The organism is Clavibacter nebraskensis NCPPB 2581, assembly GCF_000355695.1.
Lineage (GTDB): Bacteria > Actinomycetota > Actinomycetes > Actinomycetales > Microbacteriaceae > Clavibacter > Clavibacter nebraskensis.
Window position 1 is genome coordinate 2,222,033 of record NC_020891.1, and the last position, 18,927, is coordinate 2,240,959.

Consider the following 18,927-nt stretch of genomic DNA (forward strand, 5'->3'; position numbering starts at 1 on the left):
CGGCCATGAGCGAGATCTCCCGGCACCTGCCCCTCAGCCAGCGCGCGTCCCAGCCCGAGGCGAAGGTCACGGGTGTCTGGAGCGACGAGATCGCCGACGTGCTCGACCGCACCGCCGACCTCCTCGCGTCCCTCGACGCCGACGGCTGGGAGGCGGCCAGCATGTGCGAGGGCTGGACCGTGCGCGACGTCGCCGGCCACATCGTCTGGCGGGTCGGCGCGAGCAACACCGCGATGGTGCGCACGGCGATCGGGTCCATGCGCCGCCGCCCGCACCTCAACCCCATGCACGCGATGGACGACCTCAGCGCCGACGAGGCGGAGCGCTCCCCAGAGGACCTGGTCGCGCGGATCCGCGCCATCGCCGCCGAGAAGCGCGCCGGGAAGGGCCGCAAGCGCCTCCCGGAGCTGCTCGAGGTGGTCGTGCACGCGTTCGACATCGCCCACGCGCTGAAGGCGGACCTCGAGCTCGACCACCGCGCGACCGGCGCCGTCGCCGTGGCGCGGGCCGCGATCGCGCCCGCGCAGGTCCGCGGGGTGCTCCGGGCGCGCACGCTCCGCGCGTCGGACGCCGGCTGGAGCGTGGGCCACGGTCCCGCGATCGAGGCGACCGCGTCCACGCTGATCATGTATCTCTTCGGCCGCACTCCCCGCCCCCAGGGCGACGCGCCGGCCACGCCGGAGGACGGGGCCGCCGGCGAGGCCTAGGAGCCGAGCACGGCCCGGGTGCGCACCACGTCGTCTGTCATCTGCGCGATGAGCGGCTCGCGCCCCTCGTAGGCGACCATGCCGCGGATGCGCGCGACGAACACGACCTCGACCTCGTGGTCGTAGAGGTCGAGCGTCTCCTCGAGCACGAACGCCTCGACGACGCGCGGCCGGACGCCCGCGAACGTCGGGTTCGTGCCGACGGAGATCGCGGACGGGTACGTGCGGTCGCCGTCGCGCAGCCAGCCCGCGTAGACGCCGTCGGCGGGGATGAGGCCCTCGGCCTCGGGCGACAGGTTCGCGGTGGGGAACCCGAGCTCGCGGCCGCGCTTCTCGCCGTGCACGACGAGGCCGCGGACCGCGGGCGCGCGGCCGAGCAGCTCGGCGGCGGCCTCGACGTCGCCGCGGTCCATGAGGTCGCGGATCCACGTGGAGGAGACCTTCCGGCTGCCGTCGGGCATGACGTCGCCCACGACCACCGTGCGGAAGCCGTGGCGCTCGCCCAGGCGCGTGAGCGTGGCGGCGTCGCCCGCGCCCTGCGCGCCGAAGCGGAAGTCCTCCCCCACGAGCACGACGCGGGCGCGGAGGGCGTCGACCAGGACCGTGCTGGCGAACTCCTCCGGGCTGAGGCGCTGGAGGCGCTCGTCGAACGGGAGCATGAGGGTCGCGTCGACGCCGAGCTCGGCGAGCAGCTCGATCTTCTGCCGGTTGCTCACGAGGCTCTGCGGGCGCGCGGCGGGCGCGAGGAGCGCGGCCGGGTGCCGGTCGAACGTGACGACGGCGGACGACAGGCCCTCGTCGGCCGCGATGCCGAGGAGGCGCCGGATCACCGCGCGGTGGCCCGCGTGCACGCCGTCGAACTTGCCGATGGTGACGGCGCTCGGCCCGAAGCCGCCCGGCACACCGGCCGGGTCGTGGACGACGAGCACGGTCAGCTGTCCCCGCGCACGGCGCGCTCGTCGACGGCGCTCACGCGCGAGCGGCCGCCGCGGCGCAGCCACCAGAGGCCGAGCACCGGCAGCACCAGCGGGATGAACACGTAGCCGTAGCCGTAGACCGACCACACGCTGTCGTGCGGGAAGAGCTGGGAGTCGACGAGGCTCAGGGTGCCGACCACCAGCACGCCCACGAGCTCGAACGCGATCGTGGCGAACGCGATGCGGTACCAGCGTCGCGCGGCCTCCGGGGTGCGCGCGGGGGCGACGAGCGCGACCGTCGCGACGATGTAGACCACAGCCGCGAGCGCGGACAGCGCGTACGCGACGGGGGCCTCGTCGAACTTGGTGAGGATCTGGGTGACCGAGCGGCCCGTCGCGGCCAGGGCCAGCAGCCCGTAGAAGAAGACCAGGACCCGTCCGAGACCGGTCATGCGCGAGGTACGGGAGTCAGTCATGGCACCTGCGATTATCCCCTACCCGAGGGAGAGGGCGGTCACGCGGACTGCACGTTCCAGATGACGTCCATCCGGTAGACCATGATCGCGATGGCGAGGCACGACGCCCCCAGGATCACGGTGCTCCAGCGCGTGCGCTCCACGAGCGCCCAGAACATGGCGAGCGGCGGGATCAGCAGCCCGCTCAGCAGGTACGCGTAGTACTCGATGAGGCTGCCGGAGGGCGGGTTGCCGGCCGCGGGCGCGACGATCGCGACCACGAGCTGGCCCACGAGGAGCACCTCGACGAGCGCCGTCGGGCCCATGGAGAGGTCGCTGGGCTTGCGTCCCACGGCACCGAGCACGAGGCACAGCACGCCCGCGACCACCGCGACGGCGATCTGCGCGACCGTGAACCAGCCGATCACGACGCGCCCGCCTCGTCCGCCGGGAAGTTGACGATGGACGTGCCGGTGCGGCCGCGGAAGCCGACCAGCCCCACGAGACGGCCGTCGGGCGCGACCGCGGCGAGCGGATCCTCCGTGGGCGCCTCGTCGGGCGTCGTGAGCTTCTTGCCGTGCCCGAGGTCGACGGCCTCCTGGTCGGTGAGGTGCAGCACGTCGAAGAGGCACGCGGCGGCGTCCGCCGGCGGGATGAGGCGGTCGGCGACGACCATGTCGTCGATCGCGACGGCGTCGTCCACGTGGAAGGGGCCGACGCGCGTGCGGCGGAGCGCCGTGAGGTGGCCGCCGACGCCGAGCGCGCGGCCGAGGTCCCGCGCGAGGGCGCGCACGTAGGTGCCCGAGGAGCAGGTGATCCGCACGGAGAGGTCGAGCTGGGCGCCGTCCTCCTCGCCCTCCTCGGCCTCGACCGCGTCGAAGCGCAGCACGTCGAACGCCGAGACGGTGACCTCGCGCGCGGCGAGCTCGACCTCCTCGCCGGCGCGGACGCGGGCGTAGGCGCGCTTGCCGTCGACCTTGATGGCGCTCACGGCGCTCGGCACCTGCGAGATGGTGCCGCGGAGGTCGGCGATGGCGCGCTCCACGTCGGCGACGGCGAGGTCGCGGATCCGGCCGGGCTCGGCGCGCGAGACGACCTCGCCCTCCCGGTCGTCCGTGGTGGTGGCGCGGCCGAGGCGGATCGTCGCCAGGTACTCCTTGTCGAGGCCGACGAGGTAGGTGAGCAGGCGCGTGGAGCTGTTGACGCCGAGGATCATGAGGCCGGTCGCCATCGGGTCGAGCGTGCCCGCGTGCCCGACCTTGCGGGTGCCCGCGAGGCGGCGCGTGCGGGCGACGAGGTCGTGGCTCGTCCACTCCCCGCGCTTGTCGATGAGCAGCAGGCCGCTCGCGGTCGAGGGCGCGGCGCGGGGGGTCGGGGTTTCCATGGCCCCACCATCATGCCGTGCTCTGACGGCCGCCCGGCTCCCTCGGAGCCGCCCGGCCTAGGATCGATGGCGTCGGAGGAGGACGCGTGCGGATCGGTGTCTTGGGGGCGGGCGCGGTCGGCGGGACCATCGCGGCGCTCCTCGAACGGGCCGGCCACGAGGTCGACGTCACGGCGCGCGGCCCGCACCTCCGGGCGATCCAGGACCGCGGACTGCACCTCGTCGGCGGCTACGGCGACCACGTCGCGCGCGTCGCGGCGGCCGAGCGGCTGGGACGCCCGCCCGAGCTCGCGATCGTCGCCACCAAGATCGCCGACGCCCGCGACGCCATGACGGAGAACGCGGGCTGGCTCCGCGGGATCCCGGTGCTCGTCGTGCAGAACGGCCTGTCCGCGATCACGATGGGCGTCGAGTGCCTGCAGCGCTCCGAGGTCGTCGGCGGGCTCGCGCTCGCGGCGACGTCCCTCACCGAGCCCGCGCTCGTCACCGTCACGTCGCCCGCGGGCATCCAGATCGGCAGCGCGGAGGGACAGGACGGCGCCGGCGTCGCCCTCGTGCGCGAGGTGCTGGATCCGGTCATGCCCGTCACGGTCGCCGCCGACTTCCGCGGCGCCCAGTGGACCAAGCTCGTCATCAACGGGATCAACGCGGTGCCGGCCATCACCGGACTGAGCGTGCAGGCGGTCATCGCCGAGCCCGTGCTGCGGCGGATCGTCACGCGCACCATGCAGGAGACGGTGCGCACGGGTCTCGCGCGCGGCGTGACGTTCGGACGGCTCGGCGGCCTCACCCACCGCCGCCTGCGGCTGTTCGCGTCGCTGCCGCTGCCCCTCGCCGAGCGCCTGCCGGTCTCGCTCGCGCGGAACATGGGGCAGGTGCCCAACCCCGGGTCGACGCTGCAGAGCATCCGCCGCAACCGCCTGACCGAGGTGGACCACCTCAACGGCGCGGTCTCCGCGCTCGCTCCGGGTGCGGGCCAGGATGCCCGCGTCAACGCCGCGCTGGTGCAGCTCGTGCACGGCGTGGAGACCAGCGGGCGGCACATCTCCCCCGCGGAGCTCGCGCGGCTCGTGCCGCGCTGATCCGCGCAGGGCGCCGGGCGCCGGACGGCGCGGGCCGGCCGGCCTCAGCAGCTGTCGGCGAAGACGCGGCGCGGGAGGTCGGGGTCGGTGACGTCCACGATCATGGTCGCCGCCCGGCGCGGGTTCACCTGGCGTATGTAGCGCGCGTGCGCCTCCTGGGCCGCGGATCCGGCGTCGCCGCCCGAGGTCGCGAGCGGCTCGTCGGGCAGCAGGAGGTAGACGACGGCGTTCCACAGGCCGCGCAGCTCCGGGGCTTGCAGGGCGTCGCCCGCGACGATCAGCACGGCGTGGGCCGGGACATCCGTCACGGGATCCCCGCCGGGGCGGAGCGCGACGCCGCCGCCGGCCCTCCGGAAGGGCCGGACGAGCCCGTCGCGGAGCGCGTCCGCGTCGACGGCGCCGCCGTCGGGCGCGAAGTCGGCGACCCGGGCGACGTACGCCCCGCGGCCGTCCGCGCGCAGCACGCCGGCGAGGTCGTGCGCGAACGCGTCCGGGTCGGCGAGCGGTCCGCCGTCGACCGCGAGGAAGGCGCGTCCGCGGCCGTAGTTGTGCAGGAACTCGTCCGCGAGAGAGGCGAGGACCTCGGCGCGCGAGGCGCGGTACAGGGGCATGCGCCGAGCCTAGGCTCCTCGTCTCGTACGCTGGCCGGATGCCGGAGACCGCCATCGCCCCCCGGATCACCGCGTGGTTCCGGCAGAACGCCCGCGACCTGCCCTGGCGGCGCGAGGGGTTCGGATCCTGGGGCATCCTCGTCAGCGAGTTCATGCTGCAGCAGACGCCCGTGGTCCGCGTGATCCCGCGGCTCGAGGAGTGGCTGGCGCGCTGGCCCGTGCCCGCGGCCCTCGCGTCGACGCCGGCCAGCGAGGCCGTCCGCGCGTGGGGCCGCCTCGGCTATCCACGACGGGCGCTCGCCCTGCACGCGTGCGCGGTCGCGATCGTCGAGCGGCACGGCGGCGAGGTGCCGGAGGACGTGGACGCCCTGCTCGACCTGCCCGGCGTCGGCCCGTACACGGCGCGCGCGGTCGCGGCGTTCGCGTTCGGGCACCGGCACCCGGTCGTCGACGTCAACGTGCGCCGCGTGCTCGCGCGCGCGGTCGCGGGGCAGGGCGATCCCGGGCCGGCACGCACGACGGCCGACCTCGCCGCGATGGAGGCGCAGCTGCCGGACGACGTCGCGGAGGCCCGCCTGTTCAACGCCGGGGCGATGGAGCTGGGCGCGGTGGTCTGCACGGCCCGCGCGCCGCGCTGCGACGACTGCCCGGTGCGCGACCTGTGCGCATGGCGGGCCGCCGGGTACCCGGCCTACGACGGGCCGGCGCGCGTCACGCAGAAGAGGTACGAGGGATCCGACCGCCAGGTGCGCGGCCTTCTGCTCGCCGAGCTCCGATCGAGCCACTCCCCCGTGAGCGCCGCCGACCTCGCGACCGCATGGCCGGAGCCCGTGCAGCGCGGGCGCGCGCTCGACGGGCTCATCGCCGACGGGCTCGCGGTGCGGCAGCCCGACGGCACGTACGCCCTGCCCAGCTGACCGGCGGCGGCCGACCGGCGCGGGTGCCGGCCGACCGGATGGATCAGTTCGCGGGCTCGTACCCGGGCGCCGAGCGGTCGACGTCGTCGCCGTCCTCGTCGTCCGCGTCATCGTCCGCGTCGTCGTCCTCGTCGTCGTCCTCGCCGATCACGCGGGGCTTGACGTACGGGTCCTCGTCGCCCGCGTAGACGCCGGCCTTCGCCTGCGCCTGCACGTCTGCGTCGCGGCGGCGCGCCTCCTCGAGGAGGGCGTCGATCGCGGCCGCGTTCTCGGGCACGCCGTCGAGGATGAACTCGAGCGACGGCGTGAGGCGCGCGGTGATGTTCTTGCCCACCTCGCTGCGCAGCATGCCGGTGGCGGACTTGAGTGCGGCGGCGGTGTCGGCGCGCTCCTCGTCGGTGCCGTAGACCGTGTAGAAGATGCTGGCGTGCTGCAGGTCGCCCGTGACGCGCACGTCGGTGACGGTCACGAATCCGAGACGCGGGTCCTTGATCCCCCGGTCGAGCTTGCGCGCGACGATCTCCTTGATGCGGTCGGCCATCTTCCTGGCCCTCGCGTGATCGACCATGGTCGACGTCCTTCCGTGACGCTGCTCGCCGGGCGTGCTCGCCTGGCGCCTTGCTGGTGCCCCGCTGGTGGCGGGACGGGGAGGGCCCCGCTCCCCTGGTGGGGAGCGGGGCCCGGATCGGCCGGGGTCAGACCCGCGGCTTCTCCTTCATCTCGATCGTCTCGATCTCGTCGCCGATCTGGATGTCGTTGAACTTGCCGAGGCCGATGCCCGCCTCGAAGTCCGTGCGGACCTCGGACACGTCGTCCTTGAACCGGCGCAGCGACTCGATGGCCAGGTTGTCGCCCACCACCACGCCGTCGCGGATGACCCGCGCCTTGGCGTTCCTGGTGATGGTGCCCGAGCGGACGATGACACCCGCGATGTTGCCGAACTTGGAGGAGCGGAACACCTCGCGGATCTCGGCGACGCCGGACTGGACCTCCTCGAACTCGGGCTTGAGCATGCCCGTGAGGCTCGACTCGATCTCCTCGAGCGCCGAGTAGATGACGCTGTAGAAGCGGATGTCGACGCCCTCGCGAGCCGCACGTGCACGGGCCTTCGGGTCGGGGCGGACGTTGAACCCGATGATGATCGCGTTGTCGATCGTCGCCAGGTTGACGTCGCTCTCGGTGACCGCTCCGACGCCGCGGTGGATGATCCGCAGCTGCACGGAGTCGTCCACCTCGATCTTCATGAGCGACTCCTCCAGCGCCTCGACGGCACCGGACACGTCGCCCTTGATGATGAGGTTGAGGGACTCGACCTTGCCCTCCTCCAGCGCACGCGTGAAGTCCTCGAGGCTGATGCGCTTGCGGGCCTTGGCCAGCTGCGCGTTGCGCTCGACGGCCTCGCGCTTCTCGGCGATCTGACGGGCGGTGCGGTCCTCCTCGGTGACGAGGAAGGTGTCGCCCGCGCCGGGGACCGACGAGAGGCCCTGGACCTGGACCGGCCGCGAGGGGTAGGCCTCGTGGACCGCGTCGCCGTTCTCGTCCATCATCGCCCGGACGCGGCCGTAGGCCGTGCCCGCCACGATGGCGTCGCCCACGCGGAGCGTGCCCGACTGGATGAGGACGGTCGCGACCGCACCGCGGCCCTTGTCGAGGCGGGCCTCGATGGCCACGCCGCGCGCGTCCTTGTTCGGGTTGCTGCGCAGGTCGAGACCGGCGTCGGCGGTGAGCAGGACGGCCTCGAGGAGGTCCTCCACGCCCTTGCCGGTGAGCGCCGAGACGTCGACGAACATGACGTCTCCGCCGTACTCCTCGGCGACCAGGCCGTACTCGGTGAGCTGCTGGCGCACCTTGGCGGGGTTGGCCCCCTCCTTGTCGACCTTGTTGACCGCGACCACGATCGGCACGTTCGCCGCCTGGGCGTGGTTCAGGGCCTCCACCGTCTGCGGCATGATGCCGTCGTCGGCCGCGACCACGAGGATCGCGATGTCGGTGACCTGCGCACCACGGGCGCGCATGGCGGTGAACGCCTCGTGACCCGGGGTGTCGATGAAGGTGATGGCGCGCTCGTAGCCCTCGTGCGGCGCCCAGACCTGGTACGCGCCGATGTGCTGCGTGATGCCGCCCGCTTCGCCCTCGATGACGTTGGCGTTGCGGATGGCGTCGAGCAGGCGGGTCTTTCCGTGGTCGACGTGGCCCATGACGGTGACGACGGGCGGCCGGATCTCCAGCACGTCGTCGTCCTCGTCGTCGAGCTCCTGGTCGAGGTCGATGTCGAAGCCCTCGAGCAGCTCGCGGTCCTCGTCCTCCGGGGAGACGACCTGGATCTTGTAGCCGAGCTCCGTGCCGAGCACCTCGAAGGTGGCCTCGTCGAGCGACTCGGTCGCCGTGGCCATCTCACCGAGGTGGAACAGCACGGTCACCAGGTTGCCGGGGCTCGCGTCGATCTTGTCGGCGAAGTCCGAGATGGAGGCGCCGCGACGCAGGCGGACGATGGTGTTGCCGTCGCCGCGGGGGACGCTGACGCCACCCAGCGACGGGGCCTCGCGCAGCTCGAACTCGGCCCTCTTCGTCCGCTTCGACTTGCGCGACTTGCTCTTGCCGCCGCCGCGCCCGAAGGCACCCGCGGTGCCGCCGCCGGGGCCGCGACCACGGCCGCCGCCACCGGGACGACCGGCGAAGCCGCCGGCCGGACGCTGGAAGCCACCGGCCGCGGGCGCGCCGGGGCGTCCCGCTCCACCGGGTGCTCCGCCGGGACGACCCGCACCCGCGGGCCGCTGGCCGAAGCCGGCCGGGCGCGCGCCCTGGCCGACGCCGCCGGGACGCGGGGCACCGGGGCGGGGGGATCCGGGACGGGGAGCGGCCGGACGGGGGCCTGCGGCTCCCGCGGCGGGGCGCTGGCCCATGCCCTGGTTGCTCGCGAACGGGTTGTTGCCCGGGCGGGGCTTGGTGCCCATGCCCTGGTTGCTCGCGAAGGGGTTGTTGCCGGGGCGCGGGGCCGCCGGACGCGGGATCCCGGGACGCGGGATGCCGGTGGAGGGGGCGGGCGCGCTGCCGGCGTCCGGGCGCGGGGCGCTCGGTGCCTCGGCGGCGGGGGCCTCGGGGTTGGCGGACGCGGCCGACTTCTCGGCCTGCGCCTTCTCCTCCGCGGCGGCCTTGCGGCTCGCCTCGGCCTGGGCCTGGCGCTCCGCGACGGTCAGCGGCTTCGCCGGGACCGGGACGTCGGACGCCTCGGGGGCCTCCGGCTCGGGAGCGGCCGTGGGCTGCGGGCCGGGGGTGGGACGACCGCCGGGCTTCGGGGCCGACGAACGGGCGCCGGGTTGGGAGGCGGACGACGGTGCTGCGGCGGGAGCCGCGGCCTGTCCGGTGACGCCCGCTGCCTCGAGGGCCGCCTTGAGCTTGCGGGCCACGGGGGGCTCGATGCTCGACGACGGTCCCTTGACGAACTCGCCCATCTCCTTGAGCTTGGCGAGTGCGGTCTTGCTGTCGACGCCGATCTCGGCGGCGATCTCGTGTACGCGTGGTTTTGCCACTGTTCTCCTGTCTGGGGGTCCTCTCCCAGGCAGGAGGGGACCGCTAGTGCTGGACGGATCTCATTTCGAGCCGCTCATTAGTTGTCCATGTGCCGTTCAGCCTGTTCTCTCGGATGCTCGCGCGCTCGGCTGGGCCGCGAGCCGCTCTCGTAGTCCCCCAAGAGCTGCGGGGTCGAGCGCCGCGTCGCTCCGCAGGGCCCGCCCGAAGGCACGCCGCGCGATCGCTCTGTCGATGCACTCGATGGTCGGATGGATCCACGCGCCCCTGCCGGCCATCACCGCGCGCTCGTCGACGACGAGGGATCGGGTGGGGGGATCGGCGACGATCCGCAGCAAAGCGGACCTCGGGGCACGCCGACGACAGCCGACGCACGTTCTTACCGGATCCATACTACCCCCTCCGTCCGGCGGCGGGGAGGCAGGCTCTCGGCGGGCGGCGCTCAGTCGTCGCCCTCGAGGATCGAGTCCGGCTGGATGTCGATCTTCGCGCCCGTGAGCTTGGCGGCGAGGCGGGCGTTCTGCCCCTCCTTGCCGATGGCGAGCGACAGCTGGTAGTCGGGCACGAGCGCGCGCACGGCCTTGGTCGCCTGGTCGATGACGAACGAGCTCGTGACCCGGGCGGGCGAGAGCGCGTTGCCGACGAAGACGGGCAGCGACTCGGAGTAGTCGACGATGTCGATCTTCTCGTCGTTGAGCTCGGCCGTGACCGCGCGGACGCGCTGCCCCAGCTCGCCGATGCAGGCGCCCTTGGCGTTGATGCCGGGCTCGGTCGCGCGCACCGCGATCTTGGTGCGGTGACCGGCCTCGCGGGCGAGCGAGACGATCTCGACGAGGCCCTGCGCGATCTCCGGCACCTCGAGCGCGAACAGCTTGCGGACGAGCGACGGGTGCGTGCGCGAGACCGTGATCTGCGGGCCCTTGGCGCCGCGCGAGACGCTCGTGACGTACACGCGCAGGCGCGAGCCGTGCACGTACTTCTCGCCGGGCACCTGCTCCTCGGGCGGGAGGATCGCCTCGATGGTGCCGAGGTCGACGTGGATCATGCGCGGGTTCGGGCCCTGCTGGATCACGCCCGCGACGATGTCGCCCTCGCGGCCCTTGAACTCGCCGAGGATGCGGTCGTCGCCGATGTCGCGCAGGCGCTGGTTGATGACCTGCTTGGCGGCGAACGCGGCGATGCGGCCGAAGTCGCTCGGGCTGTCCTCGGACTCGCCGATGACGAGGCCGTCCTCGTCGAGCTCGGGGACGTGCACGGAGACGTGGCCGGTCTTGCGGTCCAGGTGCACGCGGGCGGCGGGCACGCCGTCGGCGACGGGCTTGGCGTCGGCCTGGTCGGTGTGCTTGAGGTAGGCGGTGAGGATGGCCTGCTCGATGATCGAGACGAGCTCCTCGAACGGGATCTCGCGCTCGCGCTCCATCAGGCGCAAGACGCTCAGGTCGATGTCCACGGTGCGACTCCTCTATTCGATTGGAAGAACTCGAGGCTACCCGACCGGGAGGGGTCGGGCAGCCTCGGGCGGGGGCGCGGGCGGATCAGCGTTCGGCGGTGAGCGCGCCCACGACGTCGGCGAGCGCGACGGGCGTGCGCTCGTCCGTGCGGCGGTCCCAGAGCTCCGCCATGCCGTCGACGGCGCCGCGGCCGACGATGACGATGGTGGGCACGCCGATCAGCTCGGCGTCGCCGAACTTCACGCCGGGCGACACCTTGGGGCGGTCGTCGAAGAGCACGTCGAGGCCGGCGGCGTCGAGCGCGTCGACGAGCTCCTCGGAGGCGGTCCGCACGCCCTCGTCCTTGCCGGTCATGACGACGTGGACGTCGAACGGGCTGATGGAGGCGGGCCACAGGAGGCCGCGACCGTCCTGCGTGGCCTCGGCGACGAGCGCGAGGTTGCGCGTGATGCCGATGCCGTACGAGCCCATCGCGACCGTGACGAGCTTGCCGTTCTCGTCGAGCACCTTGAGGCCGAGGGCCTCCGCGTACTTGCGGCCGAGCTCGAAGACGTGGCCGATCTCGGTGCCGCGGCCCGCGGTGATGGGGCCGGAGCCGTCGGGCGCGGGGTCGCCGTCGCGGACGTCCGCGGCCTCGACCACGCCGTCGGGCGTGAAGTCGCGGCCGGCGACGAGCGAGAGCACGTGCTTCCCGGCGACGTTGGCGCCGGTGATCCACGAGGTGCCGTCGACCACGCGCGGGTCGACCACGTAGCGCACCTTCGTGCTCGAGGTGGATCCGAGGACGGGGCCCTCCTCCGACCACGGGCCGATGTAGCCCGTGACGAGGCCGGGCTGCTTCGCGAGGTCGGCCGCGGTGGCGGGCTCGACCTCGGCGGGGAAGAAGGCGACCTCGGCGCGCTTGAGGTCGATGTCACGGTCGCCGGGGATCCCGACGACGACGAGCTCGCGCGTGCCGTCGAGGTGGGTGAGCGCGAGGACGATGTTCTTCAGGGTGTCGGCGGCGGTCCAGGCGCGGCCGTCCTCGCGCGGCTCCCGCGCGTTCGCGAGGTCGACGAGGGTGGCGATGGTGGGGGTGTCGGGCGAGTCGAAGACGCGCGCGGCGGGCTGGCCCTCGATCGGGATCGCGTCGGGCACGAGCGTCGTGAACGCCTCGACGTTGGCCGCGTAACCGCCGGGCGACCGCACGAAGGTGTCCTCGCCGATGGGCGTGGGGTGCAGGAACTCCTCGCTCTTGGACCCGCCCATGGCGCCCGCGTCGGCGGCGACGATGACGTACTCGAGGCCCAGGCGCTGGAAGATCCGCTCGTAGGCGTCGCGCTGCGCCTGGTAGCTCACGGACAGGGCCTCGTCGGTGATGTCGAACGAGTACGCGTCCTTCATCGTGAACTCGCGGCCGCGGAGGATGCCGGCGCGGGGGCGGGCCTCGTCGCGGTACTTGTCCTGGATCTGGAAGATCGACAGGGGCAGGTCCTTGTAGCTCGAGTAGAGGTCCTTCACGAGCAGCGCGAAGAACTCCTCGTGCGTGGGCGCGAGCACCATGGGCGCGCGCTTGCGGTCCTCGAGGCGGAACATCCCGGGGCCGTACTCGTCGTAGCGGCCGGTGGCCTGGAACGGCTCGGCGGGCAGCAGCGCGGGGAAGTGCACCTCCTGGGCGCCGATGCGCTCCATCTCCTCGCGGACGATGGCCTCGACCTTGTTCTTGACGCGGAGGCCGAGGGGCAGCCAGGCGAAGATGCCGGGGGCCTGGCGGCGGATGTAGCCGGCGCGCACGAGGAGGCGGTGGCTGGCCACCTCGGCGTCGACGGGATCTTCCCGGAGGGTGCGGACGAAGAGCTTCGAGAGGCGTGTGGACACCGGATCAGCCTAGCGATCCGCGCGGGCCGCCTCAGCGCGCGGCGGCGTACGCGAGACGCAGGCGCTCGAAGCCCTCGTCGAGGGAGACGGCGGGGGTCCAGCCGAGCGCGCGGCGGGTCTCGCGCTGGTCGAACCAGTGCGCCGTGGAGAGCTGCTCGGCGAGGAAGCGGGTCATGGGCGGCTCGTCGGACCCGGGGCGCACGGCCCAGACGCGCTCCACCGCTCCCCCGGCGGCGCGGGCGAGGGCGGCGGGCACGCGGATCCGCGGCACGGGCACGCCTGCCGCGCGGCACATGCCCGCGAGGAGCTCGGCGACGGGGCGCGGCTCGCCGTTGGTGACGACGTACGCGCGGCCGTGCGCGGTGTCGGCGGCGGCGAGGGCGGCGACGATCGCGTCGGCCGCGTTGTCGCGGTAGACGGTGTCGATGAGCGCGGCGCCGTGGCCGAGGAGGGGCAGGCGGCCTCGGGCGGCGCGGTCGACGATGCGGGCGACGAGCTGGGTGTCGCCCGGGCCCCAGACGAGATGCGGACGGACGGCGAGCACGCGCATCGCGGGGTCGTCGGCGGCCAGCGCGATCAGCTCGCCCTCGGCCTTGGTGCGGGCGTAGTCGCCGCGGGCGCGGACGGGATCCGCGGGGCCCGCGCCGTCGCCCGTGATGGAGAGGCCCGTGTGCGCGACGGACGGCGAGGAGACGTGCACGAACCGCGTCACGCCGGCCGCGCGCGCCGCCTCGAGCAGCGAGCGCGTGCCCTCGACGTTGACGGCGCGGAAGTCGGCCGGGTCGCCCGCGAGCGAGACCTTGGCGGCGAGGTGGATCACGGCGTCGACGCCGTCGACCGCGCGGACGATGGCGGCCGGGTCGGTGACGCTGCCGCGGAGGTCGACGACGGATCCCGGCACCGGCTGCGTGCCGCTCGCCGCGAGGCCGGACGGCTGGCGCTGGAAGGTGCGGACCGCGCGCCCCGCGGCCGCGAGACGCTCGGCGACGGCGCGGCCGAGCATCCCGCTGGCGCCCGTGACGAGGACGATCACGGGGCCGTGACCCGACCGCCCGCGAGGATCCCCGCGGCCCAGCGCCCGAGGCGCGCCCGGTCGACCTTGGAGTTGTGGCGGACGTCTGTGGGGAGCACGGGCACGACGATCACGGCGGCGACCGGGTCGCCGACCGCCGCGCGCACGACACCGGCGAGGTCCGCGCCCGCGAGGCCGACGCGACGCGCGGCGGGCACGGTCTCGACCACGAGGACGAGCTGCTGCACGCCCGCGGGTCCGACGCCCACGGCCGCGGCGCGACCGACGCCGGGCGCGGACTCGGCACGCTGCTCGGGGCCGACGGGCGTGAGCACGCCGTCGGCCGTGGTGATCACGTGCGGCAGGCGGCCCTCGACCCAGAGCGCGCCCTGGGCGTCGAGGTGGCCGACGTCGCCCGTGCGGTGGCGGCGGATCCCGTCGGCCGAGTCACGGCGGGCCGCGCGGTCGGTGACGTGCAGGCGGTCGTACCGGTCGTGCACGTGCGGGGCGGCGGCGACGATCTCGCCCGTGACGCCCGGCTCGGACGTGAGGGCGCCGGTCGCGGCGCCGTCGGCGTCGAGCCGGCTGATGCGGATGTCGACCGGGTCGACGGGGACGCCGACGCAGACGCCGGCGTCGCCGCGACGGGCGGCGTCGCGGATCCCCTCCAACGTCACGTCGGTGAGCAGCAGCCCCTCGGTCATCCCGTAGGGCGTGTGGACCTGGGCGGCCGGGACGAGCGCGGCGGCGCGCGTGAGCAGCGCCTCCGAGAGCGGGGCCCCGGCGGACAGGAGCGAGCGGACGCGGCCGAGCGCCGCGCGGTCCGCGTCCGTCAGCGCGTCCGCGGTCGCGACCACGTTGGCGAGCGCGGCGGGCGACGCGAAGACGACCGTGGCGTCGGCCGCGCGGGCCGCGGCGGCGAGGGCGGACGCGGTGAGGTCGCGCGGCCGGGTCACGTCCATGTCGGGCGTGACGCTCGTGGCGCCGAGCGCGGGGCCGAGCAGCGCGAACGGCGCGAAGCCCGCGACGAGCCCGGTGCCGACGCCCACGTCGAAGCGGGAGCCGAGGGTGTCGCGGAGGGCGGCGAGCTGGCGGTGCGTGTAGACGACGCCCTTGGCGGGGCCCGTGGATCCCGAGGTGAAGAGGATCGCGGCGTCGTCGTCCGCCGCGGGCTCGGGCGGCAGGACCTGTGCGCGGCCGTCGCGGGCGATCTCCGGCAGGCTCGCGGCGACGCCGAGCGCGCGGGCGACGGGCGGCGCGAGCGTCGTGACGGAGATCCGCTCCCCCGGCCAGCCGAGGGCGCGCGCGAGGGCGAGGCCGGCGGGGATGCCGACGACCATGTCGGGGCGGGATCCCGCGACCGCGCGCCCGAGGCCCTTCACGCCGAGGCCCGCGTCGGCGACCACGACGATCGCGCCGATGCGGAGGCACGCGTAGAGGAGGGCGGTGAGGTCGGCGCCCGGCGGTACGAGGAGCGAGACGCGATCGCCCGCGCGGAGCCCGCGGGCGTGGAGGCCCGCCGCGATCTCGCGCACGCGGCGCGAGAGCAGCCGCCAGGACACGGTGCGCGGACCGCCGCCGCCGCGCGGCGCCATCTCCACGAGGACGGGATCGTCGCTGTCGCGCAGCTCCTCGAGGAGCGCGCCGAGCGGGCGGACCGGGGCGGCGGCGCGAGCGGGCGCCGGCGAACGGTCGGATCCGGGCGCGATCCGGTCCGCGAGCCAGTCGAGCGCGGCCGAGGCGTAGTCGTGGTCCTCGGCGACGAGGTGGCCGGCGCCCTCGACGCGGTGCACCTCGGCGTGCGGCAGGCGCTCGAGGAGGTCGGAGAGGTAGACGTCGGAGAAGATCGGGTCGCGCGGGCCCCAGACGAACAGGGCAGGCACGTCGAGGTCGCGGAGGCCCTCGGCGATGGACGTGAGGGTCGCGTGGCTGGGGTGCGCGGGGCCCACGGGGATGTCGGCGACGAAGCCGCGGATCCCGGCGCGGCGGTCGGCACCCCGGTACGGCGCCGCGAACGCGCGCCGCACGGCGGGATCCAGCGGCGGGTGCGCGAGCGCGAGCGTGGTGGCGAGGAAGCCGGGCGTGCCGCGCGTGGCGGCGTCGTGGATCCCCGTGGCGAGCGCGAGCCGCAGCGGCCACGGGATGGGCACGCCCTCCTCCTGGTGCACGGCCGTGTTGAGCGCCATGACCCCGGCGAGCACGTCGCGGTTGCGGAGCGCCCAGCCGAGGCTGACGACGCCGCCCCAGTCGTGGCCGAGCGTGACCACGGGCGCCCTGGCGGCGGATCCCGAGAGCCCGAGCTCGTCGGTGAGCGCCTGCAGGTCGTCGAGCCGCGTCGGCAGCGTGCGCGCGGTGCCCGTGCGCTCGGAGAAGCCCATGTCGAGCTGGTCGACGGCGACCACGCGCCAGGCCGGCCGCGACGGATCCCGCTCGGCGCGCGCCAGCGACTCCGCCGCGATGCGCCGCCACAGGTACGACCAGGTGGGGTTCCCGTGCACGCACAGGATCGTGCCCGCGACGGGCGCGCCCGTGGCCGCCAGCCGCTCCCCCGTGTCGAGCAGGTGCCAGCCGTGCCCGCCCGCGCGCACGACGCGCGACCAGGCGGGATCGAGGCCGGGCAGCGGCAGCCCGTCGGGGCCTGCCGCGGGGACGGTCGCCGCGTCGACCGCGGCCGATGCGCTCACGCCGCGGCTACCAGAGGATCTCGGTCATGGCCGTGTTGAGGCCGGAGCCCACGCCCATGCAGAGCACGCGGTCGCCGCGGCTGAGGCTGTCGGCCTGGTCGGCGAGCGTGATGGGGATGCTCGCGGGACCGACGTTGCCGTAGCGCGGGTAGGTGAGCGGCACGCGCGACTTGTCGAGCTTCGCGGCCTTGACGATCGCGTTGGTGTGCACGTCCGACACCTGGTGGAGGATGTAGCGGTCCATGTCCGACCACTCCCAGTCGTCCTGGGCGGCTTCCTTCCACGCGTCGACGACGAGCTCCATGCCGCCGCGGAGCAGCTCCTTCGTGTCGGTGAACATGCCGTCCACGTCGCCGATGCAGAGCTCGTGGTGCTGGGTCGCCGCGCGCGTGACGCCGCCGAGGATCCGGTGCCCCTCGGGGTGGTCGCTCGTGCGCCCGAGCACCGCTGCCGCCGCGCCCGCGCCGAGCGTGAGGCTGGGGAACTCGCTGAGGAAGTCGGCGCGCGTGGTCTCCGGGCGGAGCAGGCGGGCGACCGTGTTGTGGCGGATCTCGCCGGCGTCCTCGCCGTCGACGATCATCGCGTAGTCGATCTGGCCCGAGTCGATGAGGTGGCCCGCGAGCGTCATCGCGTTGACGAAGCCGAGGCACGCGTTGGCGATGTCGAAGTTGAGGGCGGACGACGGCAGGCCGAGGCCGTTGTGGATGCTGACCGCGACGCTCGGCTCGAGGTGCGCGCGCGTGACGGACGTGTTGATGAGCAGACCGATCTGCGACGGCTGGACGCCGGCCTGCGCGAGCGCCGTGCGCCCGGCCTCGGTGGCGGCCGCGTCGAAGGACATCGACGTGTCCCAGTTGCGGCGCTCGAGCACGCCCGCGACGCGCTGCAGGAGACCGGTGGGGAGACGCAGGCGCGAGAGCACGGGCTTCAGGCGGTCGTCGATCTCGACCGAGGTCACGGTGTGCGGGGCGAGGACGCTGGCGAGCCCCAGCAGGGAGGTGTTCCGATGCCGGAAAGTGGCGTTACCGTTCAACAGCATCCTCAGTTCGTGGGGCGGTCCGCCGGGCGGACGACTAGCAGAGCCTACGCGCAGCCGGCGCGCGCGGACGCGCCGCCGCCTGCGCTTGCGGGTGGGGAAGGAAGGACTAGACGAGGATCTCGGGGCTGCCGATGGATCCCGCGGGCATCTCCGCGGCGAGGCGGTTGGCCTCCTCGATGAGCGTCTGGACGATCTCGGCCTCGGGCACGGTCTTGATGACCTCGCCCTTGACGAAGATCTGCCCGCGGCCGTTGCCGGACGCGACGCCGAGCTCGGCCTCGCGGGCCTCGCCCGGTCCGTTGACGACGCAGCCCATGACGGCGACGCGCAGCGGCACGTTGACGTGCTTGAGGCCCTCGGTGACCTGCTCGGCGAGCGAGTACACGTCGACCTGGGCGCGGCCGCAGCTCGGGCAGGAGACGATCTCGAGCTTGCGCTCGCGGAGGTTGAGCGACTGCAGGATCTGCAGGCCCACCTTCACCTCCTCGGCCGGCGGCGCGGAGAGGGAGACGCGGATAGTGTCGCCGATGCCCTCGGAGAGCAGGATCCCAAACGCGGTCGCGCTCTTGATGGTGCCCTGGAAGGCCGGCCCGGCCTCGGTGACGCCGAGGTGCAGGGGCCAGTCGCCGCGCTCGGCGAGCAGGCGGTAGGCCTTCACCATGACGACGGGGTCGTTGTGCTTGACCGAGATCTTGAAGTCGTGGAAGTCGTGCTCCTCGAAGAGGCTGGCCTCCCACACGGCGGACTCGACGAGCGCCTCGGGCGTGGCCTTGCCGTACTTCTGCAGGAGGCTCGGGTGCAGGGATCCGGCGTTGACGCCGATGCGGATCGAGGTGCCCGCGGCCTTGGCGGCCTTCGCGATGGCGCCGACCTGGTCGTCGAACTTGCGGATGTTGCCGGGGTTCACCCGCACCGCGCCGACGCCGGCGTCGATGGCCGTGAAGACGTAGCGGGGCTGGAAGTGGATGTCCGCGATGATCGGGATCTGGCTCTTCTTGGCCAGGATGTGCAGCACGTCCGCGTCGTCCTGGTGCGGCACCGCGACGCGCACGATGTCGCAGCCCGTGGCCGTGAGCTCGGCGATCTGCTGGAGCGTCGCGTTGATGTTGGTCGTCTGCGTGGTCGTCATCGACTGGACGCTGACCTGGGCGTTCCCGCCCACCTTCACCTTGCCGACGCTGATCTGACGGGTCTTGCGGCGGGGCGCGAGGACCTCAGGGACCTTCGGCATTCCGAGATTGACTGCTGGCACGGGAGAGAGCCTACGTCCGATTCCTGCGCGC

The 18,927-nt window shown here is 74.0% G+C and carries 17 protein-coding genes; 3 read left to right on the forward strand and 14 right to left on the reverse strand.

Annotation, left to right across the window (positions count from 1 at the left end; all coding sequences use genetic code 11):
* The first annotated feature begins 5 nt into the window (after nt 1-5).
* Entirely contained in the window at nt 6-707 is a 702-nt protein-coding gene (locus CMN_RS10435) for a maleylpyruvate isomerase family mycothiol-dependent enzyme (RefSeq protein ID WP_015490774.1), read from the forward strand.
* Here CMN_RS10435 and CMN_RS10440 read toward each other — a convergent pair.
* From CMN_RS10440 to truB, 4 genes are read right to left on the reverse strand one after another with little or no spacing between them, the layout of a single operon-like run.
* Nucleotides 704-1,636: a bifunctional riboflavin kinase/FAD synthetase gene (locus CMN_RS10440; protein WP_015490775.1), complete on the reverse strand. Its 933-nt coding sequence runs from the start codon at nt 1,634-1,636 to the stop codon at nt 704-706. The two genes, CMN_RS10435 and CMN_RS10440, sit on opposite strands and share 4 nt — an antisense overlap.
* A 2-nt stretch (nt 1,637-1,638) precedes the next feature.
* Complete coding sequence (locus CMN_RS10445) at nt 1,639-2,100, reverse strand: hypothetical protein (protein ID WP_015490776.1); 462 nt, start codon at nt 2,098-2,100, stop codon at nt 1,639-1,641.
* A gap of 38 nt (nt 2,101-2,138) precedes the next feature.
* The gene (locus CMN_RS10450) at nt 2,139-2,507 is read right to left on the reverse strand and encodes a hypothetical protein (protein WP_015490777.1); all 369 of its coding nucleotides are present in this window, start codon (nt 2,505-2,507) and stop codon (nt 2,139-2,141) included.
* Nucleotides 2,504-3,463 carry a tRNA pseudouridine(55) synthase TruB gene (truB, locus tag CMN_RS10455; RefSeq protein ID WP_015490778.1) on the reverse strand — a complete coding sequence of 320 codons (960 nt, stop codon included), beginning with the start codon at nt 3,461-3,463 and terminating at the stop codon, nt 2,504-2,506. The genes CMN_RS10450 and truB overlap by 4 nt, the downstream gene beginning before the upstream one ends.
* Nucleotides 3,464-3,549: 86 nt before the next feature.
* Here truB and CMN_RS10460 point away from each other — a divergent pair, with 86 nt between their 5' ends.
* Nucleotides 3,550-4,545, forward strand: a complete 996-nt coding sequence (locus CMN_RS10460; protein ID WP_015490779.1) for a ketopantoate reductase family protein — start codon at nt 3,550-3,552, stop codon at nt 4,543-4,545.
* Nucleotides 4,546-4,589: 44 nt separating this feature from the next.
* Here the strand turns inward: CMN_RS10460 and CMN_RS10465 are convergent, their stop codons facing one another.
* The gene (locus tag CMN_RS10465) at nt 4,590-5,156 is read right to left on the reverse strand and encodes a nucleoside/nucleotide kinase family protein (RefSeq protein WP_015490780.1); all 567 of its coding nucleotides are present in this window, start codon (nt 5,154-5,156) and stop codon (nt 4,590-4,592) included.
* A 38-nt stretch (nt 5,157-5,194) separates the two neighbouring features.
* Between CMN_RS10465 and CMN_RS10470 the strand changes: the two genes are divergently transcribed.
* Nucleotides 5,195-6,073, forward strand: coding sequence for an iron-sulfur binding domain-containing protein (locus tag CMN_RS10470; protein WP_015490781.1), 879 nt, complete (start codon nt 5,195-5,197; stop codon nt 6,071-6,073).
* 43 nt (nt 6,074-6,116) lie between these two features.
* Here the strand turns inward: CMN_RS10470 and rbfA are convergent, their stop codons facing one another.
* The 9 genes from rbfA to ispG all read right to left on the reverse strand — a co-directional run bounded on the left by rbfA (nt 6,117) and on the right by ispG (nt 18,896).
* The gene (rbfA, locus tag CMN_RS10475) at nt 6,117-6,641 is read right to left on the reverse strand and encodes a 30S ribosome-binding factor RbfA (protein WP_015490782.1); all 525 of its coding nucleotides are present in this window, start codon (nt 6,639-6,641) and stop codon (nt 6,117-6,119) included.
* Between the two features lie 127 nt (nt 6,642-6,768).
* Complete coding sequence (infB, locus tag CMN_RS10480; protein WP_015490783.1) at nt 6,769-9,603, reverse strand: translation initiation factor IF-2; 2,835 nt, start codon at nt 9,601-9,603, stop codon at nt 6,769-6,771.
* 96 nt (nt 9,604-9,699) lie between these two features.
* Nucleotides 9,700-9,993, reverse strand: coding sequence for a YlxR family protein (locus CMN_RS14815; protein ID WP_015490784.1), 294 nt, complete (start codon nt 9,991-9,993; stop codon nt 9,700-9,702).
* Nucleotides 9,994-10,043: 50 nt separating this feature from the next.
* Entirely contained in the window at nt 10,044-11,051 is a 1,008-nt protein-coding gene (gene nusA / locus CMN_RS10485; protein ID WP_015490785.1) for a transcription termination factor NusA, read from the reverse strand.
* A gap of 85 nt (nt 11,052-11,136) precedes the next feature.
* A complete protein-coding gene (locus CMN_RS10490; RefSeq protein ID WP_015490786.1) occupies nt 11,137-12,909 on the reverse strand; it encodes a proline--tRNA ligase in 1,773 nt (590 codons plus the stop codon).
* Nucleotides 12,910-12,940: 31 nt separating this feature from the next.
* Nucleotides 12,941-13,942: an NAD-dependent epimerase/dehydratase family protein gene (locus CMN_RS10495; RefSeq protein WP_015490787.1), complete on the reverse strand. Its 1,002-nt coding sequence runs from the start codon at nt 13,940-13,942 to the stop codon at nt 12,941-12,943.
* Nucleotides 13,939-16,605, reverse strand: a complete 2,667-nt coding sequence (locus CMN_RS10500) for an alpha/beta fold hydrolase (RefSeq protein ID WP_015490788.1) — start codon at nt 16,603-16,605, stop codon at nt 13,939-13,941. The genes CMN_RS10495 and CMN_RS10500 overlap by 4 nt, the downstream gene beginning before the upstream one ends.
* A 7-nt stretch (nt 16,606-16,612) precedes the next feature.
* Nucleotides 16,613-17,644, reverse strand: a complete 1,032-nt coding sequence (locus CMN_RS10505; protein ID WP_015490789.1) for a 3-oxoacyl-ACP synthase III — start codon at nt 17,642-17,644, stop codon at nt 16,613-16,615.
* A 106-nt stretch (nt 17,645-17,750) separates the two neighbouring features.
* On the reverse strand, nt 17,751-18,896 hold the full coding sequence (ispG, locus tag CMN_RS10510) for a flavodoxin-dependent (E)-4-hydroxy-3-methylbut-2-enyl-diphosphate synthase (protein ID WP_015490790.1): 1,146 nt from the start codon (nt 18,894-18,896) through the stop codon (nt 17,751-17,753).
* Nucleotides 18,897-18,927 lie beyond the last annotated feature (31 nt).

Coding starts and splice junctions, on each gene's coding strand:
- CMN_RS10435 (WP_015490774.1), top strand. CDS start 6: ATGAGCGAGATCTCCCGGCACCTGCCCCTCAGCCAGCGCGCGTCCCAG.
- CMN_RS10445 (WP_015490776.1), bottom strand. CDS start 2,100: ATGACTGACTCCCGTACCTCGCGCATGACCGGTCTCGGACGGGTCCTG.
- truB (WP_015490778.1), bottom strand. CDS start 3,463: ATGGAAACCCCGACCCCCCGCGCCGCGCCCTCGACCGCGAGCGGCCTG.
- CMN_RS10465 (WP_015490780.1), bottom strand. CDS start 5,156: ATGCCCCTGTACCGCGCCTCGCGCGCCGAGGTCCTCGCCTCTCTCGCG.
- CMN_RS10470 (WP_015490781.1), top strand. CDS start 5,195: ATGCCGGAGACCGCCATCGCCCCCCGGATCACCGCGTGGTTCCGGCAG.
- rbfA (WP_015490782.1), bottom strand. CDS start 6,641: ATGGTCGATCACGCGAGGGCCAGGAAGATGGCCGACCGCATCAAGGAG.
- CMN_RS14815 (WP_015490784.1), bottom strand. CDS start 9,993: ATGGATCCGGTAAGAACGTGCGTCGGCTGTCGTCGGCGTGCCCCGAGG.
- CMN_RS10505 (WP_015490789.1), bottom strand. CDS start 17,644: ATGCTGTTGAACGGTAACGCCACTTTCCGGCATCGGAACACCTCCCTG.